8 protein-coding genes and 1 pseudogene are annotated in these 12,332 nt (G+C 59.6%); 3 read left to right on the top strand and 6 right to left on the bottom strand.

Annotated elements, in window-relative coordinates:
* Positions 1 to 5 precede the first annotated feature (5 nt).
* Genes HY011_29995 through HY011_29985 form a run of 3 tightly spaced genes read left to right on the top strand, consistent with a single transcriptional unit; the run spans position 6 to position 3,480 of the window.
* Complete coding sequence (locus HY011_29995) at positions 6 to 1,223, top strand: ATP-grasp domain-containing protein (GenBank protein MBI3427182.1); 1,218 nt, start codon at positions 6 to 8, stop codon at positions 1,221 to 1,223.
* A 46-nt stretch (positions 1,224 to 1,269) separates the two neighbouring features.
* A complete protein-coding gene (locus HY011_29990; GenBank protein ID MBI3427181.1) occupies positions 1,270 to 2,994 on the top strand; it encodes an NAD-dependent malic enzyme in 1,725 nt (574 codons plus the stop codon).
* An 18-nt stretch (positions 2,995 to 3,012) separates the two neighbouring features.
* Positions 3,013 to 3,480, top strand: coding sequence for a CoA-binding protein (locus tag HY011_29985; GenBank protein ID MBI3427180.1), 468 nt, complete (start codon positions 3,013 to 3,015; stop codon positions 3,478 to 3,480).
* Between the two features lie 453 nt (positions 3,481 to 3,933).
* Here HY011_29985 and HY011_29980 read toward each other — a convergent pair whose 3' ends face one another.
* The 6 genes and pseudogenes from HY011_29980 to HY011_29955 form a co-directional block, all read right to left on the bottom strand.
* On the bottom strand, positions 3,934 to 5,388 hold the full coding sequence (locus HY011_29980; GenBank protein MBI3427179.1) for a 2-oxoacid:acceptor oxidoreductase family protein: 1,455 nt from the start codon (positions 5,386 to 5,388) through the stop codon (positions 3,934 to 3,936).
* Complete coding sequence (locus HY011_29975; GenBank protein ID MBI3427178.1) at positions 5,316 to 6,440, bottom strand: 3-methyl-2-oxobutanoate dehydrogenase subunit VorB; 1,125 nt, start codon at positions 6,438 to 6,440, stop codon at positions 5,316 to 5,318. Before HY011_29975 ends, HY011_29980 begins: the two co-directional genes overlap by 73 nt.
* Before the next feature lie 46 nt (positions 6,441 to 6,486).
* A complete protein-coding gene (locus HY011_29970; protein MBI3427177.1) occupies positions 6,487 to 6,768 on the bottom strand; it encodes a 4Fe-4S dicluster domain-containing protein in 282 nt (93 codons plus the stop codon).
* Positions 6,769 to 7,026: 258 nt separating this feature from the next.
* Positions 7,027 to 7,734 (bottom strand): hypothetical protein, encoded by a 708-nt coding sequence (locus tag HY011_29965; GenBank protein ID MBI3427176.1) that lies wholly within the window; start codon positions 7,732 to 7,734, stop codon positions 7,027 to 7,029.
* A 46-nt stretch (positions 7,735 to 7,780) separates the two neighbouring features.
* Positions 7,781 to 11,046, bottom strand: a pseudogene (locus tag HY011_29960) (efflux RND transporter permease subunit).
* 90 nt (positions 11,047 to 11,136) lie between these two features.
* The gene (locus tag HY011_29955; protein ID MBI3427175.1) at positions 11,137 to 12,327 is read right to left on the bottom strand and encodes an efflux RND transporter periplasmic adaptor subunit; all 1,191 of its coding nucleotides are present in this window, start codon (positions 12,325 to 12,327) and stop codon (positions 11,137 to 11,139) included.
* Between the last annotated feature and the right edge of the window lie 5 nt (positions 12,328 to 12,332).

The raw sequence follows: 12,332 nt of genomic DNA, 5'->3' as shown, positions 1-12,332 counted from the left end.
TGACAATTCTCCAGCAACAACCCACGATCGTTTGCGTCGCCAGCTATTTCAAAGGCGCGGATTTCCTGCGCGAATGCCGGCGGCAAGGTTGGCGCGTGGTGTTGCTGACGCGCGAGAAGTTGCATGCTGCGGCTTGGCCTTTTGACAGCCTTGACGAATTGCTGACCCTGCCCGACCACGCCGAGATGGAAGCGTATTTGCACGCCGCCAGCGATTTCGCCCGTACCCACCAAATTCAACGCCTTGTCGCGTTGGAAGAAGCGGATGTCATCACGGCAGCACGCATCCGTGAATTTCTGTGCTTGCCGGGCATGGACGCCACGACGGCACTGAACTTCCGCGACAAACTGGCGATGCGTGTGCGCGGCAGGGAAAGCGGTCTGACGCAACCGGCGTTTGTCCATCTGCTCAATGACCGGGAGGTCGGCGAATTTATGGAGCGCGTGCCGCCGCCCTGGGTTGTCAAGCCACGCGCCGATGCTTCGGCCATCGGCATCACGCGGCTGCACAGTGCGGAGGAAGTCTGGCATGTCAAAGCGGCGCTCGACGCGCGGGCGGAACTGCGCGAACGTTCGGCGTATTACCTGCTGGAAAGCAGCATTGCGGGCGCGGTCTATCACGTTGATGCGCTGACGGTCGCCGGGAAAGTTGTTTTCGCGGGCGTGAATCGTTACGGACGCCCGCCGTTGGAAATCGTGCAACACGGCGGTGTGGCGACTTCGTTCACCGTGCCCTATGACGCTGCGGAACGCGCGGCGTTGTTGCGTTTGAATGAAACGCTGCTCTTGCAATTCGGCTTGCGCAACGGCGCTTCGCACGCCGAGTTCATCCAGAGCACGGCGGATGGTCAATTCTATTTTTTGGAAGTGGCCGCGCGCGTCGGCGGCGCTTATACCACCGAAACACACGAGGCCGCCACCGGTTTTAACCTGTGGCGTGAATGGGCGCGTTGCGCAACGGCTACGGATGCGCAGCCTTATCAATTGCCGCCGCTACAACAGAATTACAGCGGTTTGCTGGTCACACTGGCGCGGCAGGAATGGCCGGACACCAGCGCCTATGATGATCCCGAAATCGTTTATCGCGTCGCCAAACCCTGGCACGCCGGATTGATCGTGCAAGCGCCGCAATCTGCGCGCGTGCAGGAATTTTTGGCGCGTTACGAATTGCGCTTTCAACACGATTTCACGGCCACCGCGCCGCAGCCGGAAAGGCCCGAATAAGTGGCGGGCCAGGGCTGCTGCTTCCAATTTGAAAAGAGGTATGACGATGTCTTTGACCACTGACGGGACAGTTGAAACAAACGCCACGGAAACACTCGGCGTGTTCATCGCCGGGCATGAACTGCTTGAGAATCCGGTGCTCAATAAAGGCAGCGCTTTCTCTGAGGTCGAGCGCCGCGCATTCGGGTTGCTCGGCTTGCTGCCATTTCACCCTTCTACCATCGAAGAGCAACTGGCCCGCACTTATGAGAACTATCGGCGCAAGGAAACAGACCTGGAGCGTTACATCTTTCTCGTCTCTTTGCAGGATCGCAACGAAACGCTCTTCTACCGTTTGTTGCAGGAACACATCACCGAGATGATGCCGATCATCTATACGCCGACGGTCGGGCTGGGCTGCCAACGGTACAGCCATGTTTTCCGCCGTCCGCGTGGGCTTTACATCTCTTATCTCCAGCAAGGCGAGATTGACCTGATCCTGGAGAACGCGCCGGCAGATGACCTCGCCGTGATCGTGGTGACTGACGGCGAACGCATTCTCGGTCTGGGCGATTTGGGCGTCGGCGGGATGGGCATTCCGGTGGGCAAACTCTCGCTTTACACGCTGTGCGCGGGGATTCATCCGGCCCGGACGCTGCCCATCCTGCTCGACGTGGGCACGAACAATCAGGAACTGCTCAACGACCCGCTCTATCTCGGCTGGCGGCACGAACGCTTGCGCGGGCCGCAATACGACGACTTCGTCGAAGCCTTTGTGCAAGGCGTGCTGCGCAAATTCCCGAACGTGCTCTTGCAGTGGGAGGATTTTTCCAAACACAACGCGCCGCGTTTGTTGGAACGCTATCGCGACCGCTTGTGCACCTTCAATGATGACATTCAGGGAACGGGCGCGGTGACCTTGGCAGGGTTGTTAGCCGCAACAAAGATGCTCAACACAAAACTCGGCGAACAGCGAATCGTTATTCTGGGCGCCGGATCATCCGCCATCGGCATCAGCGACCAAATCGTGGCGGCGATGCTGAGCGAAGGACTCTCACTGGCGCAGGCGCGCGCAAGAATCTGGTTGCTGGATAGTCAGGGCTTGGTGCACACCGGGCGCACCGACTTGGAACGCGAACCGCAAAAGCAGAAATACGCGCAGGCGAGCGAACAACTCAGCGAATGGAAACTGGTGACGCCCGAACACATCACGCTTGAGGATGTGGTCAAGCACGTTCATCCCAGCGTCCTCATCGGGACTTCCGCGCAGCCCGGCGCCTTTACCGAAGCGGTCGTGCGCGAGCTGGCGGAACACGTCGCGCGCCCGATCATCTTCCCGCTTTCCAATCCGACCTCGAAGTCAGAAGCCGTGCCGAGCGACTTGCTGGCATGGACGAACGGGCGCGCACTCATCGCCACGGGCAGCCCGTTCAAAGAGGTGGTTTATCAAGGCCAGTCGTTCCGGTTCGGCCAGTGCAATAACGCGTTTATTTTCCCTGGCGTCGGATTGGGCGTGATCGCTTCAGGCGCACGCCGCGTGACCGATGCAATGTTCGTCGCCGCCGCGCGTGTGTTGAGCACGTTCTCGCCCGCGTTGCACGACCCGACCGCGCCGCTCTATCCGCCGTTGGAGAACGTGCGCGAAGTCTCGCGCCGCGTGGCGCTGGCCGTTGGACGCGAGGCGCAACGCGCGGGACTGGCGGCGGAAACTACGCTGGCAGAACTCGAACGGCGGATTGCGGTGCGGATGTGGCAGCCGCAATACGTGCAGTATCAACGCCAGGTCGCTTGAGTCCCCAAAAGGAGTTTTATGTCCAAGCTCCCCAAACAAGTCACTGAATTTCTGAGTTGCAAACGAATTGCTGTGGCGGGCGTTTCGCGCGACGCCCGGCAACCGGCCAATGCGATTTACCGCAAACTGCGCGGTGCAGGGTATCAAGTCTTCGCCGTCAATCCGCAAGCGACGGAGGTCGAAGGCGATCCTTGTTATCCTGACTTACACGCAGTTCCCCAGCCCCTCGAGGCCGTCGTGATTGTGACGCCAGCCAACGCCGCCGCCCAGGTGGTGCAGGAATGTGCGGCGCTGGGCATCGGCCAGGTGTGGCTCCATCGCTCATTCGGCGATGGGAGCGTTTCAGCAGAAGCGGTACGCGAGTGCGAGCGGCTGGGGATCAATTGCCTGGTGGGCGGCTGTCCGATGATGTATTGCGAACCGGTGGATTTTGGTCACCGGTGTATGAGATGGGTGCTCAAGCTGCAAAAACGTGTGCCGGTGTAATTGCAAAATAGTTCGTAGTCCCGCCTTCAGGCGGAAGAGCTTGGCAAGCTTGTCCTTCCGGCTGAAGCTTGTCCTTCCCCAAACTTTTGCACGAATCGTGCGCGTCCGCTTTTAGCCCGCGAAGGCGGGCGGCAGCATAAAGCCCAGGGTGGAGCGCGGCAGCGCGGAACCCTGGGAGGACTGGCGAAAAGTCACCCCAGCCCGCGCAAGCGGGCGGCAGATCGTGAGGGATAACTTGCTGGTTTGCTTACTGGTCTGCCGCCCACTCCGTGGGCTTGGGGGTTTAACTTGGCGTTTCCCTGGGGCTCCGGCTTGCGCCTCCACCCCAGGCTTTATGCTGCCGCCCGCGTTTGCGGGCGGCAACCGCGCAAAAGTTTGGGGAAGGACAAGCGCCTGAAGCCGGCACATGCTTTTCGCCCTTTCAGGTCATCACAGGGCGGCCTGAACAACTCCTTAACAAGGCTTTTCTGCTTTGGCTGCGCGCGTGAACTTCAAACCGGCCTCAATCGCTTTGAGGTTCAAGTCCAGCAGCGCCTGATTTTTTGTGACAGCCTCGACCACATTGACCAGCCCGGTCGTATCCAACAATCCAGTTCTGCCGAGCAACGCGCCGAGCGCCACCATATTCGCGGCCTTCGCACTGCCGAGTTCATCGGCCAGCGCCGTGGCTGGCAAGGCGAGGACTTCGACGTCAGCGCGTGACGGCCCGTTTTCAATCAGCGAAGAGTCGTAAATGAGCAGCCCGCCGCGCGCCATTTCAGGCTCGAACTTGACCAGCGAAGGCTGGTTCATGGCAATCAACACCGTCGGCTGTGAAATGAGCGGTGAGCCGATGGGTTCGGCTGAAAGATTGACGTGACAATGCGCTGTGCCGCCACGCATTTCAGGGCCGTAAGAGGGCAACCACGAAACGTGATAGCCCTGGCGCATGCCTGCTTCGGCCAGTACGCGACCTAAGAACAACAGCCCCTGGCCGCCGAAGCCTGCGATCTTGATGCGCGGGTTGCGGTAGCGTTCTGCAACCACAGGCGGCGCGAGGCTCTCAACGGCTTCTTCATCGCTGGCGCGCCTCAGCCCCAGGATGGCGGGGATTTGCTCCGCCGGGACGTTCTCGCGATGGCGCGTCCAGCCTTCCCGCTTGGCCGACTCATCCTTCAGCACGCCGAGCGGGAACTGTTTCAGCAGATGCCGTTCGATCCAATTGCACGCCTCGGTCGGCGTTACGCCCCAGCCCGTGGGGCAGGGCGCAAGCACTTCAATCAACGAAAAGCCCCGGCCTTCGACTTGGTTTTGAATGGCCTTGCGCACGGCCTTGCGCGCTTTTATGCGGGATTTGTTGTCATACAACGCGACGCGCTCGATGTAGGTCGGGCCTTCCAGGCTGGCGAGCAATTCGCTTACGCGCAGGGGGAAGCCTTCGCGCTGTAAGGTGCGCCCGGACGGCGAGGTCGTGGTTTTCATGCCGATGAGTGAAGTTGGCGCCATCTGGCCGCCGGTCATGCCGTAGATGGCGTTGTTGACGAAAAAGACCGTGATGTTTTCGCCGCGATTGGCCGCGTGCAAAATCTCGTTGCCACCGATAGCAGCCAAGTCGCCGTCGCCTTGATAGCTGATGACCAGGCTGTCGGGCAGCGCGCGTTTGACGGCTGTCGCCACGGCGGGCGCGCGTCCGTGTGCAGCCTGAATGTTGCCGACATCGAAGTAGTAATAGGCGAAGACCGAGCAGCCGACGGGATTGACGAGGATGGTGCGGTCTTGCAGGCCGAGGTCATCAAGCGCTTCGGCGATGTATTTGTGCAGGTTCCCGTGCCCGCAGCCGGGGCAGTAATGCGTCGTCAGATGATCGCCGGGCTTGCGCTGAAACTCCTGATAGAAACTCCTGGGTCTTTCGTATGCTCTGACGTACATGCTTTCTCCTCCCGCGCCAGCACGATCTGCTGTAAAAGTTCATCCGTCGTCGGCACCATGCCGCCGTAGCGCGCATAAAGCCGCACCGGTCGCCGCCCATTCACCGCCAGGCGCACGTCTTCGACAAGCTGTCCATTGCTCAACTCGACGGTCAAGAAACATTCAGCCGCTTCCGCCAAATTCGCCAGCGCCTGCGTTGGAAACGGCCACAGCGAGATGGGACGGAAGAGGCCGGCTTTGATGCCGCGCGCGCGGGCTTGATCTACGGCGGTCTTGAGAATGCGCGAGACGATGCCGTAACCAATCGTGACGATTTCCGCATCATCTGTTTTGTAGGCCTCGAACAATGCGCCCTCCTGGCTGGCTCCGGTGTATTTTTCTTCGAGGTGCTGCACGTGCTTTTCCAATTCTTCGGGCGACATGTAAATCGAGGTGATGAGGTTCTGCCGCGTTTCCGGCGTCGCGCGCACGGCCCAGGCTTTGGGCGGTGGCGTGACCAGCGCGCAGGGGAATTCGACCGGCTCCATCATCTGGCCGATGAAGCCATCGGTCAACACGATGGCCGGGTTGCGAAAGCGGTCGGCCAATTCAAACGCCAGGAAGGTCAAGTCGCACATCTCCTGCGCGGAGTTCGGCGCGAGCACCAGGTTGTGATAATTGCCGTGGCCGCCGCCTTTGACCATTTGGTTGTAGTCGCTCTGTTCGGGCGCAATGTTGCCCAGCCCCGGCCCGCCGCGCATCACATCTACGATCACGCAAGGCAACTCCGCGCCTGCCAGGTAAGAGATGCCCTCTTGCATCAAGCTCAGCCCCGGCCCCGATGAAGCGGTCATCGTGCGTTCGCCAATCGCGGCGGCCCCGTAAACCATATTGATGGCCGCGACCTCGCTTTCGGCTTGCAGAAACGTCCCGCCCACTTGCGGAAAGTATTTCGCCGCCGCTTCGGTGATCTCGCTGGCGGGCGTAATCGGGTAGCCGTAAAACGAACGGCAACCGGCCAGGATTGCGGCTTTCACGACGGCTTCATTCCCCTTGATTAACTCTTTGGTCATTGTGTCGCCCATCCTTTGTCATTGGTCATTGGTCAGTGGGCACGGGCTAATGACCTGCGGCTGTTGACGGCGAAGCCGCCGCTGCGCCGGGCCTGGATTGTAGGACGAAAACTGTGATGGCCCCCGGCTCCGGGCAGGCAAAAAAACAAATTCCGCAGCCGGTGCAGCCGTGTCCCAGGTACGTCGCCGGATGATACCCGCGCGTATTGAGACGCTCGCCCAATTTCATGACGTGGGGAGGGCAGGCCTCTACACACAAGCCGCAGCCCTTGCATTCTTCCTCGGCCACTTCCACCCGTCCGCAGTCTGGTTTCTCTTCGCTTTTCATGTGCGCCTTCTTCCTCGTGGGCCAAATGAGAATGAGGAAAAGTCCTCAGCACAGGGTTTGAGCAAGCTGCATACCTCTGCGCTGCAACGCTGATTTGCAAATGCGTGTACGGAGTGGGACAGCAGGACGGTACCGCGCGTGTCAGCAAGCGGCGCTCGCCCTATACCCGCACTGGGTTAAAGCGGAAACACCGCTTGCTCACGCGCGCGGTACCGTCCTGCGCGCGGTACTGCCCCGGTCGCTCATTGGCAAACGGATTTAAGGCTTGAGATACCGCTCCGGGTTTTTCTTCACTTCATCGCGGCAATTCTCGCAGCAGAAATAGACCGTGCGTCCGTAAAACCCAAACTTGACCTCTTTGTTCACTGGCTCGCCCGTCACAGGACATGTGGTGACGCCATCGCCTTTGCCGATAAAGCCAATCGGAGTGCTCACGTTTTCCGCGCCTGGCAACGGATGCTCTTTGTGCATCACCGGCAGGCCTTCTTTGACGAATTCCGAGACGCCTTTGGCGTGCGCCTGAATCAACTTAACCACGTAGGCATCCGCCGAAGTCTCGCTCACTTTCATGCCCTTGGCAGTGGCGCTGACTTCCAGCTTGATCTTGTCGGCTTGCTTGAACAGTTCGGCAAACAGCGGGTCCCACTGGCGGATGGGTTGATGTTTCGCCAAGCGTTGCTGCATCGCCCAGACATGCTCTTTGATCAATGCTTGCAGCTTGGGATCAGCGGATTCGGTGTAAGTCTCGACGCCGTTGGCGATTTCTTTGACGGTGCGCGTGATTTGTTGGTGACCGCCAAACAAGGCGTGGATGGTTTGCATGTCCTGCATGTTGCCCATGTCCATGCCACCCATTTGTCCTTTGTTCTGACCTTGGTGCTGGCTATGATCTTGCGCCGGCACCACGACAGCAAAGGCGATCAATAAGACGAATACTGCTGTAATTGAATACTGAAGTCGTTTCATAAAGTCTCCTTGAAGCAGGTCTGACAAATCGGCGGCGCGTCGCACATCAATCCGCCGCCGATTTCATGCTGCTCACGTTTAACTCGACGGGAACGGGTTTGAGTCCCTGATGCTGTTTACGCTCGCTCAAGTAATACAGCACCGGCACCGTCATCCGCGACAACAACAACGAAGCGATTTCTCCCGCCATCAAGGAAATCGCCAGCCCTTGAAAGATCGGATCAAACAAAATCACGAACGCGCCCACCACGACCGCCGCCGCCGTGAGCATCATGGGGCGAAACCGCACCGCGCCCGCGTCAATCACTGCTTCAGCCAGCGGCATGCCCTGTTTCAACCGCAACTCGACAAAGTCCACCAGGATGATCGAATTGCGCACGACAATGCCCGCACCCGCAATAAACCCGATCATCGAGGTCGCCGTGAAGAACGCATTGAGCATTCCGTGCGCGGGCAGAATGCCGACCAACGAAAAGGGAATTGCCATCATGATCGCCAGCGGCGTTTTGAACGATTGGAACCAGCCGACGACGAGGATGTAAATCAACACCAGCACCACCGCGAAGGCCAAGCCTAAATCGCGGAAGACTTCGTAGGTGATGTGCCATTCGCCATCCCACTTCAGCGCAAACTTGTCCGCGATGAACGGCTGCCGCGCCACATAACGTTCAAGTTCGTAACCTTCCGGCAGCTTTAATTTCGCAATCGCTTCATTCAGCTGTAGGATCGCGTAAACAGGGCTTTCGACACTGCCCGCGACATCGCCGGTCACATACGTCACCGGCATCAGGTTCTTGTGATAGATGCTCTTGTCGGCGGTGGTTTCTTCGACTTTGACCAGTTCGCCCAGCGCGACCAGATTGCCGTGCGTGCCTATCACCTTGAGTTGTTTCAGATCGTCCACGCTCGAACGTTCGGCGCGCGGCAGTCGCAGGAAGATGCCGACGTCTTCTTTCTCATTCGGCTGATGCGCCAGCCCGGCTTGCATCCCATCCACCGCGATGCGCAAGGTCGCGGCAATCTGTTCGGTCGAAACGCCGTTGAGCGCGGCCTTTTCCTTATCCACGACGAAACGATACTTGGGTTGATCGTCTTCGACGTACCAATCCACATCCACTACGCCAGGCGTTTGATCGAAGATGTCGCGGATGTTTTTGGCGATCTCCATCTGGCGCTGGTAATCGGGGCCGTAAATCTCAGCGACCAGCGTTTGCAAAACAGGCGGGCCGGGCGGGACTTCGGCGACTTTGACGCGCGCGTTGTATTTGGCTGCGATCTGCTGAATCGCCGGACGCACGCGTTTGGCGATGTCGTGGCTTTGCGCTTTGCGTTCGCCCTTGCCGACCAGATTGACTTGGATGTCCGCCACGTTCGGCCCGCGCCGCATGAAGTAATGCCGCACCAGACCGTTGAAGTTATAGGGCGAGGCCGTGCCGACGTACATTTGATAGTTGACGACTTCGGGCACGGTGCGCAGCGTCTCGGCAATCTCGCGCGTGACGGCGGCAGTCTGTTCGAGCGGCGTGCCTTCGGGCGTATCAATAATGACCTGGAATTCGCTCTTGTTATCAAACGGCAGCATCTTCACGCGCACCGCCTTGAAGGCGAACAGCGACACCGACGCCAGCAACAGCACCGTGACCATCAGCAAAAAGCCGTAGCGCCATTTCGGCACACGAATCAGATTGCCCATCACGCGCCGGTACAGCAGCGTCAGCCGGCCTTCGGTTTCTTCGTGATGCCCAGCCGCGCGTTTCAAGAGGCGCAAGCTCGCCCACGGTGTGACGATGAAGGCCACCAACAACGAAAAGACCATCGCCGCCGTTGCGCCGATCGGGATCGGTTTCATGTACGGCCCCATCAGCCCGCCGACAAAGGCCATCGGCAAGATCGCCGCAATCACCGCAAACGTCGCCAGTATCGTCGGATTGCCCACTTCGTCAACCGCCTCGACCGCGATGTCAGCCAACGGGCGGCCCTGGTTTTCAGGTAGGTGGGAATGGCGCGTGATGTTCTCGACGACAACGATGGCGTCATCCACCAAAATGCCGATGGAAAAGATCAGCGCAAACAGGGTGATGCGATTGAGCGTGTAGCCGTAGAAGTAAAACACCGCCAGCGTCAGCGCCAACGTCACCGGAATCGCAATCGCCACGATGCCCGCTTCGCGCAAGCCTAGCGTCAGCCAGATCAGCACGGCGACCGAGAGAATCGCAATCAGCATGTGCAACAGCAATTCGTTCGATTTCTCGCTGGCCGTCTCGCCGTAATTGCGCGTCGTCGTGACGGTCACGTCACCGGGAATCAACGAGCCTTTCAGGTGCTCGACTTTCTCAACGACCTGGTCGGCAATCTCAATGGCGTTTTTGCCTTTGCGCTTGGCGACGGAAATGGTGACCGCCGGTGTGACGGATTGCGGATTGCGGATTGCGGATGAGCTGCGGGGCGCGTGTCCACGGCTGAGCCCTGCCCGAACATAACGTAATCGCTTGGCTCTTCCGCGCCATCTTCCACCTTCGCCACATCGCGCAAATACACGGGGCGGTTGTTGGACACGCCGACGACTACATTGCCGACGTCTTCCGCCGTATACAGGAAGCCGCCCGTTTCCACTTGAAACTCGCGATTGCCGGCGGCGAAGCTGCCAGCCTGCATTTGCCGATTCGCCTGTTCGAGCAACGGAATGATCTGAGCCGGCGCGACGTTGAACCCGGCCAGCCGCGCTTCATCAAGCGTCACGCGCATCTGGCGGCGCTGGCCGCCGATGAGCGTGACTTCGGAGACGTCGGTGACCTCTTTGATTTGATCATGGACTTGCGCGGCGATGCGGCGCAGCGTGAAAGCGTCGTAGGTATTGCTCGACAGCGTCAACGCCAGAATCGGCACATCGTCAATCGAACGCGGCTTGACCAACGACTGGCTCGCCCCCGGCGGGATCAGATCGAAATTCGCCAGCAGCTTTTGATTCAACCGCACGATGGCGTTCTCTTCGTTTTGCCCAACCAGGAAGCGCACCACCGCCATCGTCATCCCCGGCGACGAAGTCGAATAGATGTACTCAACGCCGGGCACTTCCCAGAGCAGCTTTTCCATCGGCTTGGTGACGCGCTCTTCGACTTCTTTGGCCGATGCGCCCGGCATCCGCACGAAGACATCCACCATTGGCACGATGATCTGCGGCTCCTCTTCACGCGGCAACATGATCACGGCACCCAGGCCCAACAGCATCGCAGCCACGACAATCAGCGGCGTCAACTTTGAATCAATGAAGACCCGCGCCAGCTTTCCGGCGATCCCAATTCCCGTTTTCATCACAACCCTCAAAATAGGTCTCCCACGAAGTCACACGAAGAAGCACGGCGTTTTCTTTGTGTTCCTTCGTGTATCTTCGTGGGAAGAAAACTACTGCACACGATTGCCGTCATTCAGTTTCGCCGCGCCCTCGGTCGCGAAACGTTCGCCCGCTTGCAAGCCGCTCAAAATCTCGATCTGTTCGCCCACCGTCTTGCCCGGCTTGACTAGCCGCAGGCGCGCGACGCTTTCTTTATCCACCACGAACATGCCCGTCAGTTGGCCGCGTTGGACGAGCGCCTTTTGCGGGATCAACAACGCCTGCCGCTGGCCGCTGGCGAAACGCGCCGTGCCGTACATCCCTGAACGCAGCAGGCTTTGCGGCGGCAGGTCGAGTTTCACCGTGTAGCTGCGGCTCCCTGCATCCGCCGCAGGCATGATCTCGCTGACGGTGGCGCTCAGTTCCGTACCGCCCAGCGCGTCAATTTGCACGCGCGCGGCGTCACGCAACCGGATGCGGCGCAACTGCGACTCGGCGATGGCGGCTTCCAGGCGATAGCGTGTGCTGTCCTCGATCGTCAGCAGCGGTGCGCCCGGCGTTGCGGTGGAACCTACTTCTACTGTCTTGGCGATGACGATGCCGGTGAGCGGCGAAGTGATGCGAGCGTAACCGGCATACACCTGCGCGTTGGTGATGTCGGCTTTGGCCTGCTCAATGCGCGCGCGCACCTGGGCTTTTTTGGCGGCGATCATTTGCAACATCTTGCCAGCGCGTTCGACTTCGGCCTCGGCGATTTGCAGCCGTGCTTTGACCTCATCGAATTCCTGCGGGCTAACCGATTTGCGTTCGAGCAGCGTTTGGTAGCGGTTGAAGGTCGCCTGCGCCAGCCGCTGGTTCGCCTCGGCAGCGGCCTTGGTGGCTTGTGCGCCATTGCTGGATTGCTCGGCTTCGGTTTGCGCGGCTTGGGCTTCCAGCAGGCCGGCCTGGGCCTTTTGCAATTGTGCGGCGGCGTCGCGGTTGTCAATCTCGACCAAAGTTTGCCCGGCGCTGACGCGGTCGCCTTCGCGCACGCGCAAGGCTACCACCGTGCCCAGCGTGCGCGCCGAAAGCGTCGTCGTCGTGCGCGATTTGACGGTGCCGGTTGCTTCGTAAAAATCTTCGATTGGCGCGAGCGCGGCGGTTTCCAGTTTGACGCCGGTAACCACGACAGGCTTTTCCGTCGCGGCCTGCTGCCTCTTTTCACACGCGGTCGCTAGTCCCGCGAGCAAGACCAAGCCCGCTAAAATTATTTGATTTCTCATTGGTT

It is taken from the genome of Acidobacteriota bacterium (assembly GCA_016196035.1).
GTDB lineage: Bacteria > Acidobacteriota > Blastocatellia > RBC074 > RBC074 > JACPYM01.
This window is presented reverse-complemented; position numbering and strand designations above follow the sequence as displayed.